Below are 21,257 nucleotides of genomic sequence, written 5' to 3'. Positions count from 1 at the left end.
CGGGAAGAATTTGGTGGCATCCCGGTTGACATCGCAGTCTGATTCAGGTGCTGATGCCGCGAATGCGGGACGGGACCGAGGATAGCCCGCTTCTTTGCTCGACGCAACAGATACTGCGCGGCGCGCCTCAACCCGGCACCGCCACCCCGGAGTTCCACTTGACCGCGTCGCCGACCGGCATCTCCGTGACGTTGAACATTCGCGCCTCCGGGGACTCAAGCACCTCAGCGGGCAGTTGGGCCGCTGTCGACAGCGCGATCACCGCAGGTCCGGCACCGGAAAGCACGGCCGCGACGCCGTGCCGACGCAGCAATCGCAGGAATGCCGCCGACTCCGGCTGCGCGGCGCCGCGCTGCGGCTGGTGCAGCACATCCTCGGTGGCCGCCAGCAGCAGGTCGGGCCGCTCGGTGAGTGCCACCACCAGCAGCGCGGCCCGGCTGACGTTGAACCGGGCATCGCGGTGGCTGACCTGTTCGGGCAGCAGCGCGCGGGTCTCGGCCGTCGACGAGCGCACCTGCGGGATCGCCGGGAACAGATGGATGTCGGGGTGCAGTCGCAGCGGCGCTGCTGAGTAGTCGGCACTGCCGTCGGCCTTGCTCGCGGTCCAGGACACCACTGCCCCGCCCAGGACGGCGGCGGAGGCGTTATCGGGGTGGCCCTCGAACTCCGAGGCCAGCTGGATCAGCTGGGCTTCGGACAGGCCGGGCCGATCAAGTTGTGCGACAAGGCCGTTGACCACGGCCAGCCCACCGACCACCGCGGCCGCCGACGAGCCCAGGCCGCGCTGATGCGGAATCGCATTGCGGCAGCGCACCACCATTCCGGGGGCCTGCACGCCGGCTTCGCGCATGCCGCGCAGGATGCCTTGCACCACAAGGTGATCGGAAGTCAGCGGCACCTGACCGGCGCCTTCCCCCTCGACCTGCACCACCAGACCGGACTCGACCGTCTCGACGATCACCTCGTCGTAGAGCCCCAGCGCCAGACCCAGGCTGTCGAAGCCGGGGCCCAGGTTGGCGCTCGACGCCGCTACCGCGACGCTGGCCGTCAACCCGGTCGGCAACAACTGAACCACTAGGCCAGCCCCAATTCGGCGACCACGGTGGCCGCGTCGACGGGAACCGCGGTCACCTCGGGCATGTCCTTGAGCGCGGTGTCCGGGTCCTTGAGACCGTTGCCGGTCACGGTGCACACCACCGTCGAACCGCGCGGCACCCAGCCGTCCTCCACCGACTTGAGCAGGCCGGCGATGCTGGCCGCCGAGGCCGGCTCGACGAACACGCCCTCGGACTGCGCCACCAGGTGGTAGGCGGCCAGGATCTCGTCGTCGGTGGCGGCCAGGAAGCGCCCACCGGAGTCCACCTGCGCTTCGACGGCCTGCGTCCAGGACGCCGGCGAACCGATGCGAATCGCGGTGGCGATGGTCTCCGGGTTTTTGACCGGCGCGCCCAGCACCAGCGGAGCCGCCCCCGCGGCCTGGGTGCCCAGCATCTTCGGCAGCTTCTCGGTCAGGCCGTCGGCGTAGTACTCGCGGTAGCCCTTCCAGTACGCGGTGATGTTGCCGGCGTTACCGACCGGCAGCGAGTGGATGTCGGGCGCGGTGCCCAGTGCGTCGACGATCTCGAACGCGGCGGTCTTCTGACCTTCGATGCGCACCGGGTTCACCGAGTTCACCAGCGAGATGGTCGGGAAGTCGGTGGCCATCTTGCGGGCCAGTTCCAGGCAGTCGTCGAAGTTGCCGTCGATCTGAATGATCTTGGCGCCGTGCATGACTGCCTGCGCGAGCTTGCCCATCGCGATCTTGCCCTGCGGGATCAGCACCGCGCAGGTGATGCCGGCGCGTGCGGCGTAGGCCGCCGCCGAAGCCGAGGTGTTGCCGGTCGAGGCGCACAGCACCGCCTGCTGGCCGCGGGCCACCGCGTCGGTGACCGCCATCGTCATCCCGCGGTCCTTGAACGAGCCGGTCGGGTTGAGCCCCTCGACCTTCAGGTGCACCGTGCAGCCGGTCTGTTCGGAGATCCGCTTGGCGTGGATCAGCGGGGTGCCACCCTCGTGCAGGGTGATGGCCGTCCAGTCGTCGCCGATGGGAAGCCGATCGCGGTAGGCACCGATCAGACCGGGCCAGGGGCGGTGGATCGGTGTCCGGGTGGAGCTCACTGGTCTGTTCCTTCCAGTCGTAGCACGCTGGCGATCCGCTGGACGGCGTCCAGGTCAGCCAGCGCCGCAACGGTTTTCGACAATGCTGCGTCGGCAGCCCGGTGGGTGACCACCACGATCCGAGCGCCGATCAGCTGGCCCTCGTTGTCGGCCACGCCCTCCTGGCGCACCTCGGCGATGCTCACCCCGTGGGCGGCGAATTCGGCTGCCACCGTGGACAGCACACCCGGCTTGTCGGCGACGTCCATGCTCACGTAGTAGCGGGTCTGCACGTCGCCGATGGGTGCGATGGCCAGCTGGGCGTACTTGGACTCCCGCGGCCCGCGCCCGCCCTGCACCCGGTTGCGGGCGGCCATCACCAGATCGCCGGTGACCGCCGATGCGGTCGGCGCACCGCCGGCGCCCTGGCCGTAGAACATCAGCCGGCCGGCCGCCTCGGCTTCGACCACCACCGCGTTGAAGGCCCCGTTGACGGTGGCCAGCGGATGGCTCAGCGGTACCAGCGCGGGGTACACCCGGGCCGAAACCCGCTGTTGCCCATCACTTGTGGTGATGCGCTCGCAGATCGCCAGCAGCTTGATGGTGCAGCCCAACGCCCGTGCCGTGGTGAAGTCGGCCGGGCTGATGCTGGTGATGCCCTCGCGGTACACGTCGTCGGCGGTGACCCGGGTGTGGAACGCGATCGACGCCAGGATCGCGGCCTTGGCGGCGGCGTCGTAGCCCTCCACGTCGGCTGTCGGGTCGGCCTCGGCGTAGCCCAGCGCACTGGCGTCGGCCAGCGCGGCGGTGTAGTCGGCGCCGGTGGAGTCCATTTCGGACAGGATGTAGTTGGTGGTGCCGTTGACGATGCCCGCCACCCGCAACACGGTGTCGCCGGCCAGCGACTGGGTCAGCGGCCGGATGACCGGGATGGCGCCGGCGACGCTGGCCTCGAAGTACAGGTCCACCCGCGCGTTCTCGGCGGCCTCGGCCAGCTCCCCGGTGGATCGTGACAGCAGGGCCTTGTTGGCGGTGACGACGGATTTGCCGTGCGCGATCGCCGACAGGATCGCCTTGCGGGCCGGCTCGACCGGGCCCATCAGTTCCACGACGATGTCGACGTCGCTGCGCGACACCAGACTGTCGATGTCGTCGGTCAGCAACTCCACCGGCACGCCGCGGTCGGCCGCCACCCGGCGCACCCCGACCCCGCGCAGCACCAGGGGCGCACCGATACGGGCGGCCAGATCATCAGCGCTGGCCTCGAGGATGCGGACGACTTCGCTGCCGACGTTGCCCAAGCCGAGAACTGCCACCCCTACCGGGGCTCCGGACACCTGCGAACCGGACACTTCTACCCCACCTCCAGGCTGATCAGGTCTTCGACGGTCTCCCGGCGCAGCATAAGTCGGGCGTTCCCGTCACGTACCGCCACCACCGCCGGGCGGGTGAGCAGGTTGTACCGGCTCGACATCGAGTAACAGTAGGCGCCGGTGGCGGCCACGGCGATCAGGTCGCCGGGAACCATGCCTTCGGGCACCCAGGTGTCGCGGACGATGATGTCGCCGCTCTCGCAGTGCTTGCCGACGATGCGCGCCAGCTCCGGCAGGGCTTCTGACCCGTCTAGGGTGCGCGACACCAGGCGCACGTCGTAGTGCGCGTCGTACAGCGCCGGACGGATGTTGTCGCTCATGCCGCCGTCGACGCTGACGTAGCGGCGATGTCCGGTGGCGCTGACGGCGACATCCTTGACGGTGCCGACCTCATAGAGCGTGATGGTGCCCGGCCCGGCGATGGCCCGACCGGGTTCGACGACCAGCTGCGGGGTGGGCAGGCCCACCGCCGCGGACTCGTCGCGCACGATCGCGGCCAGCTTGCCGGCCAGCTCGGCCATCGGCGGCGGGTCGTCCTGCGGCTGATACGAGATGCCCAGTCCCCCACCCAGGTCGATGACCGAGAGCTGCGCGGTCTTGTCGACACCGAACTCGGCGACCACGTCGCGCAGCAGCCCGATGACCCGGTGCGCGGCCAACTCGAAGCCGGCGACGTCGAAGATCTGCGAGCCGATGTGGCTGTGCAGCCCGATCAGGCGCAGGCTTTGGGTGGCGAACACCTTTCTGATGGCGTCCATTGCCGCACCGCTGGCCAGCGACAGCCCGAACTTCTGGTCTTCGTGGGCCGTTGAGATGAACTCGTGGGTGTGGGCCTCGACACCGACGGTGACGCGCACCAGCACGTCCTGCACCACACCGGCGGCCGCCGCGACGGCGTCGAGGCGGTCGATCTCGATCAGCGAGTCGAGCACGATGTGGCCGACGCCGGCGTTGACCGCCGTTTCCAGCTCGGCAACGGATTTGTTGTTGCCGTGCAAGGTGATTCGTTGAGCGGGGAAGCCGGCGTGCAGGGCCACAGCCAGCTCGCCTCCGGTGGCGACATCCAGACACAGGCCCTCTTGGTCGATCCAGCGCGCGATCTCGCTACACAGGAAGGCTTTGGCGGCGTAGTGCACGTTGTCGCCCCCACCGAATGCCTCGGCGATCTCGCGGCAGCGGCCCCGGAAGTCGTCCTCGTCGATGACGAACAGGGGGGTGCCGAATTCGGCGGCCAGGTCGGTGACCTTCACCCCGGCGATCTGCGTCACGCCGTCGTCTCCGCGAACGGTGTTGCGCGGCCAGACGTTCGGCGCCAGCTGCAGCAGCTGCTGCGGAGTCTGGGGGCGCGGCGGAAGTCCGTCGTGCTGGATCTCTTCGGCGTGGCGGGGGCCCGCGGGGTGGACGTTCACATCCGCTCCGGTGCGCTCACGCCGAGGATGCTCAGCCCGTTGGCGATCACCTGGCGGGTGGCCTGACACAGCGCCAGCCGCGCGGCGTGCAGGTCGCCCGGCTCTTCATCGCCTTGGGGCAGCACCCGGCAGCTGTCGTAGAACCGGTGGTAGTCCCCGGCGAGGTCTTCCAGGTAGCGGCAGACCCGGTGCGGTTCCCGCAGTGCGGCAGCGGTTTCCAGCACCCGGGGGAACTCGCCCAGGTTGCGGATCAGCGCGCCTTCCTTGTCGTGGCGCAGCAGCCCGAGGTTGCCGGTGTCCGGCGCCAGGCCCAGTTCGGCGGCGTTGCGGGCCAGAGCGGAGAGCCGGGCGTGCGCGTATTGCACGTAGTAGACCGGGTTTTCGTTGCTCGCCGAAGACCACAACGCCAGGTCGATGTCGATCGGGGTGTCCACCGAAGAGCGGATCAGGCTGTAGCGGGAGGCGTCCACGCCGATAGCCTCGACCAGGTCATCGAGGGTGATGACGGTGCCGGCACGCTTGCTCATCTTGACCGGCTGGCCGTCGCGCACCAGGTTGACCATCTGGCCGATCAGCACCTCGACGGTCGCCGGGTCGTCACCGAAGGCCGCCGCGGCGGCCTTGAGCCGGGCGATGTAGCCGTGGTGGTCGGCGCCGAGCATGTAGATGCACAGGTTGAAGCCGCGCTCGCGCTTGTCCAGGTAGTAGGCCAGGTCGCCGGCGATGTAGGCGGGCTTGCCGTCGCTCTTGATGACGACGCGGTCCTTGTCGTCGCCGTAGGCGCTGGTGCGCAGCCAGGTGGCGCCGTCTTTTTCGTAGATGTTGCCGTTGGCGCGCAGCCGTTCGATGGCCTGCTCGACCCGGCCGGAGGTGTGCATCGAGTCTTCGTGGGTGAAGACGTCGAAGTCGGTGCCGAACTCATGCAGCGACTTTTTGATGTGGGTGAACATCAGGTCGACGCCGATTGCGCGGAACGTCTCCTGCGCGTCGGGGCTGTTCAGGGCGTCGGGGGCCTTGGCCTGGATTTGGGCCGCGATGTCGGTGATGTAGGCGCCGGCGTAGCCGTCCTCGGGGGCCGGCTCGCCCTTGGCGGCGGCGATCAGCGAGTTGGCGAACCGGTCGATCTGGGCGCCGTGGTCGTTGAAGTAGTACTCGCGGGTGACCGCGGCACCCTGCGTGCTCAGCAGCCGGCCGAGTGCGTCGCCGACGGCGGCCCAGCGGGTGCCTCCGATGTGGATGGGGCCGGTGGGGTTGGCCGAGACGAACTCCAGGTTGACGTTGAGCGCGCCGAACTCGTTGGAGTGGCCGTAGTTGGCGCCGGCGGCGATGATGTTGGCGACGACGGCGCCCTGCGCGGAGGCCTCGATGCGCAGGTTCACAAAGCCCGGTCCAGCGATCTCGGCGGCGGCGATCCCGTCGGCCTGCGCCAGCGCCTCGGCCAGCCATCCGGCCAGCTCACGCGGGTTGGCGCCCACCTTCTTGCCCAGCTGCAGGGCCAGGTTGGTGGCGTAATCACCGTGTTCGGGGTTGCGCGGCCGCTCGACGGTCACCGTCGCGGGTATGGCGGCGGTGTCCAGGTCGTGCTCGGCCAGCACCGCGGTGGCGGTGGTCTTGAGCAATTCGGCCAGATCGGCGGGGGTCACGAGGCCCCATCCTATGGTCTGACGTGGTCAGGCCCCGAATCCGTCCGGTTCTCGGGCCCGGGCGTGGATGCGCTACTCTGTCAAAGCCCACATGGCGCCGCATCACGCGAGCGCCCCCGTAGCTCAGGGGATAGAGCGTCTGCCTCCGGAGCAGAAGGTCGCAGGTTCGAATCCTGCCGGGGGCACCACCGATGAGCTGCGTAAACGGTACATCCCATACGCTACGTGCGACCCCCGTGCCATTTCGAAACGGCAGTTCCTCACGGTCCGTCCGGTCTATTGACCGAACGCAAGGAACCTCTGCCACGACCACCAATAAGGCCCTGTCAGTGGGGTCTACCACGCCGCCGACCAGGACCTACCCACGCCCCACAGAACGCCGTGGCCCAATTCGCCTACGACATGCCTCCCGTGGACTCGTACTGGCCCACCATCATCTTGTTCGGCCAGCGGCCTGCGCCGCAACGGCCTCACCGCCGCCTAAACGCGTGCCGTGCGACAAAACATCCCGCATATATCGCCGTGACGTCATCGTCAGGTACATCACCGGCCTGGGTCCGCTCGGCTTGCTCGACCAACGTCAGTCAGCCCAACAGCGCAGGCAGGGGAACGTGCATCAAGCCGCATGCCGCACGGAGCAATTCAGCTTCCGACGCTGCCACGGTGCCGTCGTGCAGAACCGATTCCACCATCGCTTCGACGAGTGCTTGCTTCGCCCTGGGGTCCAAGGCGTCGAGGGCGGCCCAGCCTTCGTCGAGGGTCTGCTGCCAGCTCAAGCGGCGCGGGCTCTCGGGCCTCGCGGTATCACCGTAAAGTCGTTGCAGCGCAATGTCCAAAGACTGTGCCGCCACGTCTTGGTCGGCGCCCCCCGCGACCGCGAGAGTCGCCAGCAGGGTTGTCACCACCGGACGCACACCGGTGAGCGAATCGCTGCCTACCTTGCTCCGGCGAGCCGGGTCGTTGGTATCGAGCACGTAATTCCAGACCAGGCGAGTCAGGCAGTATTCGAACATCGTCACCTTCTCGTCGGCGACGGCGAGCGCATTCAGCACCGCGATGAGCGCGTCCTGTTCGGCACGAGAGTGGGTGGCGATCTGCGGCAAAGCCAGCGCGACTACCGGGAGCCGAAGTTCGTGCGGCAGCGCCCGCATCCGGTCGGCGAGGGCGGCGGCTTCCCGCGCCTGCGTCGGCCCCAGACGTTCGGTCACCGAGGCGAGCTGACGGGAGTGCAGACCCCCGCTCGACGGCGCGAGGAGCAACGCGATGACGGCCGCGGGGGCCGTGGTGGGCTGGCTGGCCAGCGCGCGGACATCGTCAGGAATCCGCGCATGCAGTGCCGCGCCGTACTTCAGGTCAGCCGGAGTGAAAGTGCCTGCGCGAGCCACGATTTGCTCAGGGCTGGTGCGCCAGCCGGCATTGGGGGCTTGCTCTGGTGCGGGGGCCTGACGGCCGAGCGCCGTTCCGGCAGGGGCGAAACCTGCGGCGACGTCCTCGGCCAGGCCGTCGGGTGCCTGATTGGCGTACCGCTGCTGTAGTTCGGCGATTTCCCCGGGGTCGAAGTCTGGGTTGAGCGCCCTGATCCGGTCGGTGAGTGGCGGATGCGTCGCAAACAACGACGTGAACGACCATCGCACGCCTTCTCCGAACAGCATGTGGCTGACCTCGGCCGCATTGCGGGAGTTACGCAGCTGCGAACCGGTCGGTATGCCGCCAATCTTCTTCAGTGCGCCTTCGAGGCCGTCGGTCTGACGCGTGAACTGCACCGCCGACGCGTCGGCCAGCCACTCCCGTTGCCGTGCTACCGCAGCCTTGATCACGTTGGCGAAGAACACGCCGACGTAGCCGAGCACCATCATCGCGAACGCGAACGCAACGAGGGGCAGCGCGCGCTTGCTGTCACTCCCGCGACCGCCGAACTGCAGTACGCGCAAGCCGATCATTCCGATCAGCAGAATTCCGCTGAGTAGTCCGATGAGTCGAATGTTCAGCCGCATATCACCGTTGAGGATGTGGCTGAACTCGTGAGCGATCACACCCTGCAATTCGTCACGGTTGAGTTGCGCCAGGGCTCCCCCTGTCACCGCGATGGCAGCATCGGCAGGCGTGAAACCTGCCGCGAAAGCGTTGATTCCGGGTTCACCGGGCATGACGAACAAACGTGGCGCAGGCACGCCGGAAGCCAGCGACATCTCCTCGACGATGTTGACGTACCTACGCAACTGCGGGTCGGTCGTCGTCGGGTCCACGGGCACCGCACCGACGGCCGCGGCGACAGCGGCACCCCCGCGGCGCAGCGAAATCGTCTTGAACAGCGTTCCACCTGCGATGACCAAAAGCGTGATTGCGGTGACGACGATGACGATCGCAAGAATCGATGACGCGTCGATCCCGTAGTAATCCTTTGAGAGATAGACGAAGGCAATCACCGCGGCGGCATCGATCGCCGCGACCAACGCCATCACCGCAGCCCCGAAGAGAAGCACCAGCTTCAGCGTGGTTCCCTTGGCGGCCCGCTGGTGCTCGAAGAAGTTCATGGCCGCCGGTCGGTCAGAACTGAACCTTCGGCGCGTCCCGCATCTCCGGGTGTTCCGGCGGGATCTCGAGCAGGGCGGCCGGGGCAAAGTTGAATATGCCGGCATAGACATTGCCGGGGAACGTCTCACGCCGGTTGTTGTAGCTCATCACCGCGTCGTTGTAGGCCTGGCGGGCGAACGCGACCTTGTTTTCCGTGGAGGTCAGTTCCTCCGACAGTTGCATCATGTTCTGGTTCGCCTTGAGGTCGGGATACTGCTCGACCACCAGGTTGAGCCGGCTTAGCGCGCCGTTGAGCTCCTGCTGCCCCTGGGCCAACTGCTGCATCGCCGCCGGGTCGCCGGGATTGGCCTGGGCAGCGGCAAGGCCGTTCATCGCGGCGCCACGCGCATTGACGACAGCCTCCAAGGTCTGGCGCTCATGCGACAGGTACGCCTTGGCGGTTTCGATCAGGTTGGGAATGAGGTCGAAGCGACGCCGCAACTGAACGTCGATCTGGGCGAAGGCGTTCTTGTACGCGTTGCGCGCCCGAACCAGCCCGTTGTAGCCCGCGATCACCAACACCGCGAGGAGCAGAAATATGACAACGACGACGATGAGTCCGATGGTGAGCTCCACGAGGCATACCTCCAAAGAGTCGGCCTAACCGCAATTTGTGCGGTTTTCGGCGAAGCGTAACCGCTGAAAGGCCAGCGCAGGTCCGTTCGGAGGCTTCAGCCGCTTCGCTCCGACTACTCGCCGTATCCGAGTCGGATGAGATCTCGGGGGCCTCACCGGCACCCGGCGCATCCCCTTGCTCCTAGGGGCAGCGCCGCCGGGACTGGAGGTGGACCACCACCGTCAGTACGGCAGGGGTTCCTACGTTTAAGCCCTCGTTGTGGGCGACCGGCCGTGGGAGTTTCTACCGATGGCAGTAAAAAGGGGTCCGATGTTGAGCCTTTCTCGGTGCGCCACGAAAAAAGGCGGCTGACGTCGCCCTTTTCAGGGTTTCCGGTCTACACCGACAACGGCCGCCCATCCGATCGTGAAACTTCAAACACGCGCAGCGTGGCTCGAAAAGTGACTGGGCTTCACCCCGTCGAACTGAGCTCCTGAACTGCACCTACGTCATACACTCATCCCGCGACGGGTGGGTGGGCGATGGACACGATCAATGATGTGACCCGACGCGCCGAATGGTGCGCAGTGACGACATTCTTCGATCGCCCGTGGGAAGAGCCCGGTGCGCTGATTATTGACGGCGACGCAGGTATCGGCAAGACGACCTTTTGGTTGGCGGCATGTGATTACGCCCGACGCAACGGAGTTCGCGTGCTCTCAGCGCGCCCGGTGGCCGCTGAGGCGGTGCTGGCGTACGCCGCCGTGGCCGACCTGCTTTCGGGGGTGGAGCCGGACGTCTGGGCGAATTTCCCTGATCCCCAGCGACGTGCCCTCGACCACATCCTGTTGCGTTCAGCGCACGGCGGCACCACCGCCGACCAGCGGACGCTCGCCGCAGCGCTGCTGGCGGTGATCGATGTACTCGCCCAACGTCAACGGGTGTTACTGGCCATCGACGACCTGCAGTGGTTGGATCCATCGAGCGCCCTGGTGATCAGCTTTGCGACGCGACGGCTCCGCGGACCTGCGGCTGCGCTGGCCACCGTCCGCACCGGTGTCAACGAAACCCGGGCAATCACGCTGCCACTGCCCGCACCGGACGCGACACAGCGGATCGCCTTGCCGCCGATGAAACTTGGCGATCTCCACCTGATTGTGTCGCGACGGCTCGGACGATCTATCGCACGTCCGGCCATGGTCCGCATCCATGAGGTGTCGGGTGGAAACCCGTTCTACGCAATCGAACTCGCGCGAAGCATCCAGAACGGTTTCGCGGCCAACGACTTCCGATTGGCGGGCACGCTCTCGGAGGTGGTGCGGGCGCGATTGGATGGGCTGCGCGGCGATCTCCAGGAGTTGCTGCTTGCAGCGGCGTGCCTGGGCAGGCCCACCGTCGAGTTGTTGGCGGACGCGCTCGCGATGGATGCGGCACAGCTTCGGCCGCTTTTGGAGCAGGCCGAGGCAGCCGGGGTGCTGGTACTCGACGGACACAAAGTTCGCTTCTCTCATCCGCTGTTGGCAACGGGCGTCACAAGCGACGCGTCAGCGGCCCGGCGCCGGGACATGCATCGTCGGCTGGCGCAGATTGTGACCGAACCCGAACTCCAGGCGCGCCATTTGGCCTTCGCCGCGACCCATGCTGACCCGGCAACGCTGAAGGCCCTGGATACGGGAGCTGAGATCGCGGGCATGCGGGGCGCACCGGCCGTCGCCGCCGAGCTGACCGACCTGGCGATCGGGCTCGGCGGTGACACCGTGCAGCGTCAGGTGAGCTCGGCGCGAAACCATTTCAACGCCGGTGACGCCGCGACCGCGCGCGCGATTCTGCTGCGGGCCATCGAACGCGACGGGCCCGCGCCGTTGCGTGCCGAGGCCCTGTACCTGCTTGCGATGCTGAGCCAGTTCGAGGACAGCCTGATCGACGCGGCCGGTTATCTCGAGCGTGCTCTCGATCATGCGGGAGACACATCGGGGTTGCGGGTACAGATCCTGGTGCTGAAGTCGTGGATCGAGGTCCGGATCGGGCGGGCGGTGTCGTCGGAACAGACCGTCGAGGCAGCGGTCAAGGACGCCGAGCGGCTCGGGGAGCCAGCCCTGCTCGGCCAAGCCCTGGCCATGTCGGTGGTGGTGCACCTGCTGTGCGGGAACGGTTTCGACGACGGTGTTCGCCGGCGCGCGCGGACGCTGGAGGGGCGCGCGACGTTGACCAACGCCATGGCATTGTCGTGGGTGGGCGAACTGGCTGCGGCCAGCGTCGAGTTCGAGGCGGTCCGGCGGCACTGTATTGAGCATGCCTACGAAAGCGACCTGGTCTTCGTGTCGTTTCACAGCGTGCTCAACGAGATCTGGCGCGGCGACTTCGCTCGGGCCGCGCTCATCGCCGAGGACACCGTCGAACGGGCACGCCAGCTCGACGGGGCGCTGCAGCTGTCCGCGGCGATGACCGCCCGGGCCATCGTGGCCGCTTACGCCGGGCACGTCGACGACGCGCGCACGGATGTGCACGAGGCGACGACGCCGATCGTGCGTAGCGGTTCGCAGCTGCTGACCGCGTGGGTCGTCGCGGCGCTGGGTTTCCTGGAGGTATCGCTGGGCAACCATCCGGCCGCCGTCGACGTGTTGTCGCCGCTGCTGCCCACAATCAGCGCGAACGCGACCGAGATATTCGTCGCCGGTTTCGTGCCCGACGCCGTCGAGGCGCTGGTTCAAGTGGGGCGCATCGATGACGCCGAACCGCTGGTCGAGGCGTTGGCGGCGAACGGGCACCGGCTGGACCGGCCGTGGATGCTGGCCGTCGCCGAGCGCGGTCGCGCGATGCTGCTGGCCGCTCACGGTGACCTGGACGGCGCCAGTGCGGCCGCTACGCTCGCGATCGGCCACCACGACCGGCTGGCAATGCCGTTCGAACGGGCGCGAACGTTGTTGTTGCTCGGGCAATTGCAGCGGCGGCAACGCAGAAAGGACGCTTCGGCACACACCATCCGGGAGGCGCTGGCCGTCTTCGAGGAGCTGCAGACGCCGTTGTGGGCCGAGCGTGCCCGCGCCGAACTGGAACGATCCAGCGTGGGTCGACAACGCGGCGCCGGCCTGACCCCGTCCGAGCAACGGGTGGCTGAGCTGGCTGCGTCGGGAATGACCACTCGCGACGTCGCGGCGGCGTTGTTCATCAGTCCGAAAACGGTCGAGGCCAACCTTTCTCGCGTGTATCGCAAACTGGCGATTCATTCGCGGGCCGAGCTCGGTCAACACATGCGCAGATGAACCCCTGCTGCGGACGTGATCCGCTGCGCCGACATACCGGCGCGCTCGCACACCTGCGCCACCACCCGCGCGGAGGCGGCGATGAACACGCCGAACAGCATGGCGTCACCGGGTAGCGCGATCACCCCGAGCAGCCGGATCGCCGTGCCACCGGCCGAGACATCGGCGACGGCGCCGTCGAGGCGGGCGGCGGTGGGGCGCACCGGTGCGTCGGCCAGGTCTTGGCAATACCATTCGGCCAGAAAATAGGCCTCGGGCGAACCCATGGTGCGAGGCTACGTCGCCGCCTCCTGCGGGGAAATCGGGTGTTTCCCTACCGTTGCCTCAGCGCCATGCCAGGCAATAACAAGGGAAACACCTGATTTATCGGACTCTCGAGCGTTATTAGCGTCAACGCTGACTGAGCTCGGGAGGTGCTGTCATGACCACGAACCGCAAGCGCCGGATCCTCGGTGCGAGTGCAGCAGCAGGTGCGTTTCTGACGTTCGGGATGACGCCGCCGAGCATCGCGCCGCGCGCGCAGGCCGACGAGTTCGACTGGCTCGTGGACTGGTTGGACCCGCTGTTCACCCCGGCGCCCGCCGACCACGTCGATTGGCTGGCTTGGCTGGACCCCGGTGATGCGGCAGCGTCCACGCAGTCCGCCGCAGCCTGGTTCGACCAGTTCGTCTACCTGCCGATGCACACCAGCATCGAAAACTGGATCAACAGCCCGCTGGGATTGCAGGTCGACGCCGTCATCAACCAGCTCGCCGGCCAGTATGTGATCGGCGACGGCGCCGACGGCACACTGGCTCACCCGACCGGGTATGACGGCGGTGCGTGGTTCGGTGACGGCGGCGACGGCTACACGCCGGGCGTCTACGGCACCGACGGTGGTGACGGTGGCAATGCCGGCTGGTTCGGCAATGGCGGGGCCGGTGGCAACGGCGCCCTCGACAGTGACGGCGGGGCCGGCGGGATCGGCGGGTCCTATATGGGTCACGGCGGCGACGGCGGCGACGGCGGACCCGGATTCGACAGTGGTGGTAACGGCGGGGCCGGCGGTGACGCACCTGGCTGGCTGTTCGGCGTCGGTGGTGCCGGTGGTGTCGGCGGCGACGGTGCGTCCTCGGCTAACCCCATGGTGTCGGGCGCACCCGGCGGCGACGGCGGTGCCGGCGGCAATGCGACGGGACTGATGTTCGGTGATGGTGGCGCCGGCGGTGCGGGCGGGCGGGGCGGTAGCGCCGTTGGCGTCGGCGGCCTGGGCGGTCAGGGTGGGTCCGGTGGCAACAGCTCTGCCCTCGGCGGGGCGGGCGGCCGCGGTGGAGACGCGGGGTCCGGTGGGGGCGCGGTCGCCGACGGCCTCGGCAATGCGGGCGGCAGCGGTGGCGACGGCGGCAACGGAGGGCCGATGGGGCCCGGCGGCGCGGGGGGTGCCGGTGGCGACGGCGGCGACATCAACGGGACCACCGGTTCCGCTGGTCTGGGCGGGAACGGCGGCAGCGGCGGATTCGGCGGCTGGGGTGGGGCCGGCGGCGCTGGCGGCTCCGGTGGGGTCGGCGGCAGCGTCACCGGTCATCCCGGCGGCGCCGGAGGTACCGGGGGCGACGGCGGCGCCGCAGGCAACGGCGGCCACGCGGCCGGCGGCGGTGGTGGTGGCGGCGGCGGCGCGGCAACCGTCGTCGCCCCGGCACCCGCGGCCGACGGTGCCGACGGGGGTAATGGCGGCAACGGCGGAACCGCCACCAGCGGAGGCTGGGGCGGCGTCGGCGGCGTCGGCGGAATCGGCGGCCGCGGCGGTGTCAGCGGAGTCGGCGGCGCCGGCGGTAACGGTGGCGCAGGGTCCAACGGTGGTATCGGCGGGGATGGCGGTAACGGCGGCTGGGGTGGTTGGGATGGTGCCGGTGGTGCCGGTGGCAACGGCGGCGCAGGCTCCGACGCCGGTGCCGGTGGTCAGGGCGGGGACGGAGGCGGCGGGTCCCATTCCGGCATCGGCGGTGACGGCCACGGCGGGGCGGGAGGCAACGGCGGCCGCGGCACGGGCTCCGGCAACATCGGCGGCGACGGCGGTCTGGGCGGCGATGCACAAGCGAACGGAGCGCCGGGAGAACCGGGAGCCGACGGCAACAATTCCCCTTAGCAGGCGACCCCCGACCGCATCAGCGCATGAATCCGATTGCGGCGTAAGCACTTATCGTCAAGAGGCGGGTGAAAGCTTCCCGGTCTGGTACCAGGGAAGCTTTACCGCAGGAAGATGGTCGGCGTTACGTCGCCGACCGGCTGATTCCACGGGCGACCGCGACGTTGGCAAGGCTGAGGGGCATGCCGGCAGCCGCGCGGCGACTGGCTCAGAAACGCCTCGATGACCTGCGGAATTCCCAATTCATCGGCCCATTGCCAACCAATCCGGTGCTCGCCGGCGACGCGCGTACGCGCGCCCAAGCCAGACGACAATTCCAGGATTTCCTCGAATCTGGTCAGGCCTATCCAGATCGGCCACCGCTGACACCCGATCAAGCAACCCAGAGGATTCGCCGCAGGGGCAGCTTGGGGTTCGTGGGTGGGGCCCGAGGGCACCGTGATTGTCGGACTTCTCGGTTCTATTGCGGGCGGGTTTGGCGGGGATACATTGGTGCGAAAGATGATGGGCGGCTGATGGTACGCGATTTGTCCTTCGGAGTAATTGTCCTGTGCTACCTCGCGGGATTTCTACTGTCTTTCTCCAAATTCAGCACCAGCGCCCAGCGACGCATCTACTGGAGTTGTGCCTGCACAGCGGGGTTCTTCGGCACCCTGGCAACGTATCCGACGTGGGCTAACGCAGCCATACTGGGCATTTTGGTTCCGGCGGTGATGGTAGTTGCAGCGTATGTGTCCACTCCTTACATCAAGATCGGCGGCAAGATCTACTCGTTGACGATCCCAGACCCCGATCCCGAAGATGCTCTCGCGACAACCGATTCAGCACAGCAGGAGATCGATCCACATCCGGACTCCTACAGCGGACTACTCACCGCCACAACTATGTGGTGGTCTCTCGTCGTACTAGGTGCGATCGCCGCCGGAAACGTCTACTTCGCCGCCTCGGGACGAGGTGAGGTTTGGGTCGGCCTGATGAGTGGCACGTTCTTCGCGCTGCTATCTGTTGTCACCGCATACGGCGACGCCAGTTGGCGCTATCCGATAGCGCGCGGCCAATACATGCAATTCGGTGTCGCCTCGGTCCTCACCGCAGGCGCTTTCCCCGCGATGTACCTGACCGCGTACTACATCGCCCAGCGCCGGCCACTACGACGCAAACAGTCGATGGAATATCGGGTACACCCCCGCCACAGGAGACTAGACAGCTAAACCCTCCGCAAAATTTCGCTTCGCGCACAGCAGAATCTCCCCAGCCAGCTACCCCATGCCCCTAGGGTCGATGACGTGACGATTCGCCTTGGCTTCCAGATCCCCGACTTCTCTTACGGCACCGGCATTTCGAAGTTGTTTCCCACGGTCATCGAGCAGGCCCGCGAGGCCGAGGCCGGCGGATTCGACGCCGTGTTCGTGATGGACCACTTCTACCAACTGCCCATGTTGGGCTCCCCCGACCAGCCGATGCTCGAGGCGTATACGACCCTGGGTGCGCTGGCGACCGCGACCGACCGGGTCCAGCTGGGCGCGCTGGTCACCGGCAACACCTACCGCAACCCGGCCCTGCTGGCCAAGATCATCACCACCCTCGATGTGGTCAGCGCCGGCCGCGCGATCCTGGGTATCGGCACCGGGTGGTTCGAGCTCGAACACGACCAGTTGGGTTTCGAGTTCGGCACTTTCACCGACCGGTTCAACCGGCTCTATGAGGCGCTGCAGATCATCCTGCCGATGGTCAAGGGTGAGCGGCCCACTTTCTCCGGCGACTGGTATCGCACCCGGGAGGCCATGGCCGAACCCCGCTTCCGCGACCATATTCCGCTGCTGATCGGCGGCAGCGGCGAGAAGAAGACGATCCCGCTGGCGGCCCGCCACTTCGACCACCTCAACCTCATCACCGGCTTCGACCAACTGCCGGCGAAGGTGGACGCGATCCGGCGCAGCTGCGACGAGGTCGGCCGCGACCCGGCGACCCTGGAAACCACCATGCTGCTCACGGCGCTGGCCGGCGAGAACCTCACCGCCGATCAGATTCCCGCCCAGATTGCTCAGCGGGCGGTGGCCGGCAGCCCCGAAGCGATCGCCGAGCAGGTCAAGTCCAAGGTGCTCGACGCCGGCGTCGGCGGGGTGACCATCAACATCCCCGGCAACACCCCCGGCGTGATCACCGAGGTGGGTGCGGCGTTGCGCGCGGTGCTCGACGACTGATACCGGCTCGCGGCCCGGTCAGCCAGCACCGCTCTGACGTGCGGCCGCCAGCATGCGGTGGCCGCTGGCCTGCAGATGCGCCCGCATCGCGACGGCGGTCTCTGCCGCATCTCGGGATGCGGCGGCCTCAGCGATCGCCGCCAGAGCGGACCGTACGGCCGTGGGGTCGTCGAACGCCGCGGTGAGCTCATGCGAGCGCCCGCCGAAACCTTGCTGAACCCAACCGAACATCAAGGCCAGGGCGCGATTGTGTGTCGCATGGATGAGCACCGCGAAGAAGGCGAGCTCTGCTGCCTGCAGCGCTTCAGGGGTATCTGCTGCCCGCACAAACTCCAGCGTCGGGTGCAGGGCAGCGAGATCCTCGGGCGTACCGCGGCTGACGGCCAGGTCGCCGATCAGCAGGCCGAGCGCCTCCCGAATTTCAAGCAGCTCGGCGAGGAAATCGGGCCCCAGTTTGCGCAGCAGCACCTCGACGATTGCCGGATCTGTCAGGGCCGCGGGCTCGCGCACCAGGTTGCCGCTGCCCTGGCGGGCTTCGATCAGCCCCATGTGCTGCAGCCGGGCCAGCGCCTGACGCAGCGACGTCCGGTTCACGCCGAGTTGTTCGGCCAGGTCACGTTCGGGCGGTAGTACCGAACCCGGCGGAAAAGCACCGTCGACGATCGCCTCGATGATCGACGTCGCGATCTGCTCATCGAGGCGCTGACGCTGCGGTTGCGGAATTGGGCTTGACTGGTCCATTGGCTCAACCAATATAGTACGCAAGATGACGCCCCACGAACTGGAATCGGCAGCCGCCGCCCGATGGCGCGGACAGCCTGGTCGCCTCGAGGTGTGGTACGCGACCCTGTCCGATCCGGTGAGCCACGCCGGCCTATGGATCCACCACGAGGTGGTGGCACCCGCCGACGGCGGCCCGCCATTCGGCCACGGGTGGATCACGTGGTTCCCAGCCGGGGCCGAACCACACACTCAGCGGTTCGGCCCCGAGCCCATCGGGCCCAGTCACGACGACGGCAGCTGGTACCGCGGCGCGGGCGGCCGAGTCGCTCCCGGGTCCCTTGTCGGGTGCGCCGGTGCGATGGACTGGGACCTGCGCTGGACAGATTCCGGATCGCCACTGTGGACCTTCCCACGGTTCGTCTGGGAGCGCGAGCTACTGCCCGGCGCTCAGGTGGTACTGGCGCCGACCGCAGAATTTCGGGGAACGCTGTCGGTGAACGGAACTCCCCACCAGATCAATGGATGGCGCGGCGCGGTGTCGCACATCTACGGTCACGGCAACGCGGAGCGGTGGGGCTGGATCCATGCCGATCTCGGCGGGCAGGACGCACTCGAAGTCGTCACCGCGGTGTCGCGGCGACCGGGCCTGCGCGCGCTGCGGCCCGTGGCGTTCATCCGGTTGCGCACCGATCGCCGGGACTGGCCGGGCAGCACCCTGCCGGCCGTGCGGGTACGCACCGTGCTCGATCTTCCACGTTGGCAGCTGGAGGGACGAATCGGCAAGCGCACGATACGAATTCGTGTTGACCAGCCGGCCGACCGATGCGTCAGTCTGCGTTATCAGGACCCCGACGGCGCCACCGTGGTGTGCACCAACACCGAGCAGGCCGACATCCAGATCGAGATCAGCCACCGTCGGCGCGGCGTCCGCACCGTCGATCGCAGTTGGTCACTGCCGGGCACCGGCCATGCCGAGATCGGCGTTCGAGGAGACGCGGCGCCGACCGTCAACGAAAGGATGCACGGATGAGCTTCCTGCTGGATCCGCCGATGTTGGTCGCCGCCGGCATCTTGATCGAGCGCGAACTCGACGAAGAGCGGCGCGATTTCGCCGAGGCCGCTGTGCTGGGCACCTTCTTCGGGGCGTCTTTCGGGCTCTACCACAATGTGCCCGGACTCGGCGTCATGTGGCGGCCCTTCCGCGCCCGAGACGGCCGAGATTTCATGTGGAACAGCGGGATTCTTCGGCTTCGCACCGAGTCGTCCGGGTGGCGCGAGCACGCGATCGCGGCGGCGCTCTTCGCGACCTATCCGCTGTTCCTCAAACTGGGCCGGCGTCTCGGTCGACGCCGCTCCCCTCGCGCGCTGACCCCCGTCTCGTGAAACTCGCTGACCACGCTGCCGCGTCGTTCGGCTCTGCCCTGTTGCCGGAGGAATACGGCGGTCCCCCGCCCGCTGTCCTGGTGACACGGATCGACCGGTATGTCCGTCAACTGCCGGCCTCAACCCGGGTGGCGGTGCGCGCCGGACTGCTGTCGGTGGCGGCAGCAAGCTACCTCGGTACCGGACACACCTCACGCCACCTCCCGGCGGAGGCCCGGGCCAAAGTACTGCGCCGCATCGCCGGTCTGGGCGCAACCACAGAGACGGCGGTGGACGGTCTCAAAGCGGTTGTGTTGCTGGCCAATGGCGCCGACAGTTACGCCGACGAATTGCTCGCGCAGGCGCAGCAGGCCGCCGTGGTGCGTCCCGACGCAACGCTTTCCATCAGCACCTCCACCGAAGCCGCCGCGGTGGTACGGGCCGACGCCGTAGTCGTCGGATCGGGCGCCGGCGGAGCGATGGTGGCGCGCACGTTGGCTCGCGCGGGCTTGGACACGGTGGTGCTGGAGGAGGGCCGGCGCTGGACCGCCGACGAATTCCGCAGCACACACCCGATGGACCGCTACGCCGGCCTCTACCGCGGCGGGGGCGCAACGATTGCGCTCGGTCGCCCGCCGGTTGTGCTGCCCATCGGACGTGCGGTCGGCGGCACCACCGTGGTGAATTCGGGCACCTGTTATCGCCCACCGGAGGCAGTGCAAAAGCGATGGCGGGATCATTACGGGCTGGCTCTTGCCGACCCGGATCTGCTGACGCGGCTGCTTGACGACGTTGAAGCCACGCTGCAGATCGGTCCGGTTCCCTCGGACATCATGGGCCGCAATGGTTCTCTGCTGCTTGAAGGCGCGCGGGCACTCGGCTGGCGCGCGGGGCCCATCACCCGCAACGCACCTGGATGCGGTGGCTGCTGCCAGTGCGCCCTCGGCTGCCCGCGCAACGCGAAGTTCGGGGTCCATCTCAACGCGCTGCCGCAGGCGTGCGACGCCGGCGCCCACATCATTTCGCACGCGCGCGTGACCTGGGTGCTGCATGCTCGTGGCCGTACCCGCGGGGTGCGGGCGCTGCGGCCCGACGGCTCCACCTTCGACGTGATCGCGCCGACGGTGGTGGTCGCAAGCGGCGCCACAGAAACACCTAAGCTGCTGTGGCGCAGTCGCCTAGGCAGACATCCCCGACTCGGCCGCAACCTCGCCCTGCATCCGTCGGTCCCACTGGCCGGCCGTTTCGACGAGGAGGTGTACGCCTGGCACGGGGTGCTGCAAAGCGCTGCCGTCGAGGAACTGCACCATTCGCAAGGCGTATTGATCGAGGCAACCGCGACCCCACCCGGAATGGGTTCGATGGTATTTCCCGGTTATGGCCGTGATCTCCTGGGCTGGCTCGACCGCGCACACCATGTCGCGTCGGTGGGCGCCATGGTTGCCGATGAGGGCGTCGGGCGGGTCGTCCGGTCGGCACGGGGACCGACCCTGCTGCGCTACACCATCACCGATCGGGATCTGGGCAAGCTGGTGATCGCGATCGAGGCGATGGGGCGCGTGCTGTTTGCCGCCGGAGCCCGAGAGGTCCTGACCGGCCTTCCCTCGGCGCCCACGGTGTCCTCGATGGACGAGTTGAGTGAGGTCCTGCGCAGGTCCGATCCCAGACGCCTCCATCTGGCCGCTTTCCACCCCACCGGTACCGCTGCCGCCGGAAGCGATGAGCAACTCTGCCCGGTCGATGAGCACGGACGATTACGCGGTGTCGATGGCGTTTGGGTCGCCGATGCCTCCATCTTGCCCAGCTGCCCCGAGGTCAACCCGCAGGTTTCCATCATGGCGTTGGCGTTGGCGGTAGCCGAGCAAGTCGTGGCGTCACGGAATTGAGCT

At 67.8% G+C, this 21,257-nt stretch carries 16 protein-coding genes and 1 tRNA gene; 8 read left to right on the top strand and 9 right to left on the bottom strand.

Translation table 11 applies throughout. The features are described from left to right. Positions 1-127 precede the first annotated feature (127 nt). The 5 genes from thrB to argS are packed head-to-tail and all read right to left on the bottom strand — an operon-like array spanning position 128 to position 6,561. Positions 128-1,075: a homoserine kinase gene (gene thrB, locus K3U94_RS07260; RefSeq protein ID WP_220696071.1), complete on the bottom strand. Its 948-nt coding sequence runs from the start codon at positions 1,073-1,075 to the stop codon at positions 128-130. Beyond that, a complete protein-coding gene (gene thrC, locus K3U94_RS07255; RefSeq protein WP_220696070.1) occupies positions 1,075-2,157 on the bottom strand; it encodes a threonine synthase in 1,083 nt (360 codons plus the stop codon). The genes thrB and thrC overlap by 1 nt, the downstream gene beginning before the upstream one ends. Further along, positions 2,154-3,473: a homoserine dehydrogenase gene (locus K3U94_RS07250; protein ID WP_220696713.1), complete on the bottom strand. Its 1,320-nt coding sequence runs from the start codon at positions 3,471-3,473 to the stop codon at positions 2,154-2,156. The genes thrC and K3U94_RS07250 overlap by 4 nt, the downstream gene beginning before the upstream one ends. Positions 3,474-3,490: 17 nt before the next feature. Continuing rightward, a complete protein-coding gene (gene lysA, locus K3U94_RS07245; protein WP_220696069.1) occupies positions 3,491-4,918 on the bottom strand; it encodes a diaminopimelate decarboxylase in 1,428 nt (475 codons plus the stop codon). Continuing rightward, complete coding sequence (gene argS, locus K3U94_RS07240) at positions 4,915-6,561, bottom strand: arginine--tRNA ligase (protein ID WP_220696068.1); 1,647 nt, start codon at positions 6,559-6,561, stop codon at positions 4,915-4,917. The genes lysA and argS overlap by 4 nt, the downstream gene beginning before the upstream one ends. A gap of 112 nt (positions 6,562-6,673) precedes the next feature. On the opposite strand from argS, the gene K3U94_RS07235 reads away from it, so the two are divergent. Then, positions 6,674-6,749 (top strand) — tRNA-Arg (locus K3U94_RS07235). Between the two features lie 396 nt (positions 6,750-7,145). Here the strand turns inward: K3U94_RS07235 and K3U94_RS07230 are convergent. Then, positions 7,146-9,095 (bottom strand): M48 family metallopeptidase, encoded by a 1,950-nt coding sequence (locus tag K3U94_RS07230; protein WP_220696067.1) that lies wholly within the window; start codon positions 9,093-9,095, stop codon positions 7,146-7,148. A 13-nt stretch (positions 9,096-9,108) separates the two neighbouring features. Beyond that, a complete protein-coding gene (locus K3U94_RS07225; protein WP_220696066.1) occupies positions 9,109-9,711 on the bottom strand; it encodes a LemA family protein in 603 nt (200 codons plus the stop codon). A gap of 522 nt (positions 9,712-10,233) precedes the next feature. Between K3U94_RS07225 and K3U94_RS07220 the strand changes: the two genes are divergently transcribed. Next, on the top strand, positions 10,234-12,954 hold the full coding sequence (locus K3U94_RS07220; RefSeq protein WP_220696065.1) for a helix-turn-helix transcriptional regulator: 2,721 nt from the start codon (positions 10,234-10,236) through the stop codon (positions 12,952-12,954). Here the strand turns inward: K3U94_RS07220 and K3U94_RS07215 are convergent. Further along, positions 12,936-13,220, bottom strand: a complete 285-nt coding sequence (locus K3U94_RS07215; protein WP_220696064.1) for a hypothetical protein — start codon at positions 13,218-13,220, stop codon at positions 12,936-12,938. The two genes, K3U94_RS07220 and K3U94_RS07215, sit on opposite strands and share 19 nt — an antisense overlap. A 155-nt stretch (positions 13,221-13,375) precedes the next feature. Between K3U94_RS07215 and K3U94_RS07210 the strand changes: the two genes are divergently transcribed. The 3 genes from K3U94_RS07210 (at position 13,376) to K3U94_RS07200 (ending at position 17,283) form a co-directional block, all read left to right on the top strand. Further along, positions 13,376-15,079 (top strand): PGRS repeat-containing protein, encoded by a 1,704-nt coding sequence (locus tag K3U94_RS07210; RefSeq protein ID WP_220696063.1) that lies wholly within the window; start codon positions 13,376-13,378, stop codon positions 15,077-15,079. A gap of 182 nt (positions 15,080-15,261) precedes the next feature. After that, a complete protein-coding gene (locus K3U94_RS07205; RefSeq protein WP_220696062.1) occupies positions 15,262-16,290 on the top strand; it encodes a hypothetical protein in 1,029 nt (342 codons plus the stop codon). A 75-nt stretch (positions 16,291-16,365) separates the two neighbouring features. Beyond that, entirely contained in the window at positions 16,366-17,283 is a 918-nt protein-coding gene (locus K3U94_RS07200) for an LLM class F420-dependent oxidoreductase (RefSeq protein ID WP_220696061.1), read from the top strand. A gap of 18 nt (positions 17,284-17,301) precedes the next feature. Here K3U94_RS07200 and K3U94_RS07195 read toward each other — a convergent pair whose 3' ends face one another. Then, positions 17,302-18,024, bottom strand: a complete 723-nt coding sequence (locus tag K3U94_RS07195; protein WP_047320064.1) for a FadR/GntR family transcriptional regulator — start codon at positions 18,022-18,024, stop codon at positions 17,302-17,304. Positions 18,025-18,049: 25 nt separating this feature from the next. On the opposite strand from K3U94_RS07195, the gene K3U94_RS07190 reads away from it, so the two are divergent. The 3 genes from K3U94_RS07190 to K3U94_RS07180 are packed head-to-tail and all read left to right on the top strand — an operon-like array spanning position 18,050 to position 21,254. Continuing rightward, positions 18,050-19,036: a tocopherol cyclase family protein gene (locus K3U94_RS07190; RefSeq protein WP_220696060.1), complete on the top strand. Its 987-nt coding sequence runs from the start codon at positions 18,050-18,052 to the stop codon at positions 19,034-19,036. Beyond that, positions 19,033-19,389 carry a hypothetical protein gene (locus K3U94_RS07185; protein WP_220696059.1) on the top strand — a complete coding sequence of 119 codons (357 nt, stop codon included), beginning with the start codon at positions 19,033-19,035 and terminating at the stop codon, positions 19,387-19,389. The genes K3U94_RS07190 and K3U94_RS07185 overlap by 4 nt, the downstream gene beginning before the upstream one ends. Beyond that, positions 19,386-21,254, top strand: coding sequence for a GMC family oxidoreductase (locus K3U94_RS07180; protein ID WP_220696058.1), 1,869 nt, complete (start codon positions 19,386-19,388; stop codon positions 21,252-21,254). The genes K3U94_RS07185 and K3U94_RS07180 overlap by 4 nt, the downstream gene beginning before the upstream one ends. The last annotated feature ends 3 nt before the right edge of the window (positions 21,255-21,257 follow it).

This window comes from Mycolicibacter heraklionensis (genome assembly GCF_019645815.1).
Taxonomy (GTDB): Bacteria; Actinomycetota; Actinomycetes; order Mycobacteriales; family Mycobacteriaceae; genus Mycobacterium; species Mycobacterium heraklionense.
This window is presented reverse-complemented; position numbering and strand designations above follow the sequence as displayed.

Excerpts from the sequence above, each read along its gene's own strand:
- K3U94_RS07230 (WP_220696067.1), bottom strand. The coding sequence starts at position 9,095 with ATGAACTTCTTCGAGCACCAGCGGGCCGCCAAGGGAACCACGCTGAAG.
- K3U94_RS07220 (WP_220696065.1), top strand. The coding sequence starts at position 10,234 with ATGGACACGATCAATGATGTGACCCGACGCGCCGAATGGTGCGCAGTG.
- K3U94_RS07215 (WP_220696064.1), bottom strand. The coding sequence starts at position 13,220 with ATGGGTTCGCCCGAGGCCTATTTTCTGGCCGAATGGTATTGCCAAGAC.
- K3U94_RS07210 (WP_220696063.1), top strand. The coding sequence starts at position 13,376 with ATGACCACGAACCGCAAGCGCCGGATCCTCGGTGCGAGTGCAGCAGCA.
- K3U94_RS07205 (WP_220696062.1), top strand. The coding sequence starts at position 15,262 with ATGCCGGCAGCCGCGCGGCGACTGGCTCAGAAACGCCTCGATGACCTG.
- K3U94_RS07195 (WP_047320064.1), bottom strand. The coding sequence starts at position 18,024 with ATGGACCAGTCAAGCCCAATTCCGCAACCGCAGCGTCAGCGCCTCGAT.
- K3U94_RS07190 (WP_220696060.1), top strand. The coding sequence starts at position 18,050 with ATGACGCCCCACGAACTGGAATCGGCAGCCGCCGCCCGATGGCGCGGA.
- K3U94_RS07185 (WP_220696059.1), top strand. The coding sequence starts at position 19,033 with ATGAGCTTCCTGCTGGATCCGCCGATGTTGGTCGCCGCCGGCATCTTG.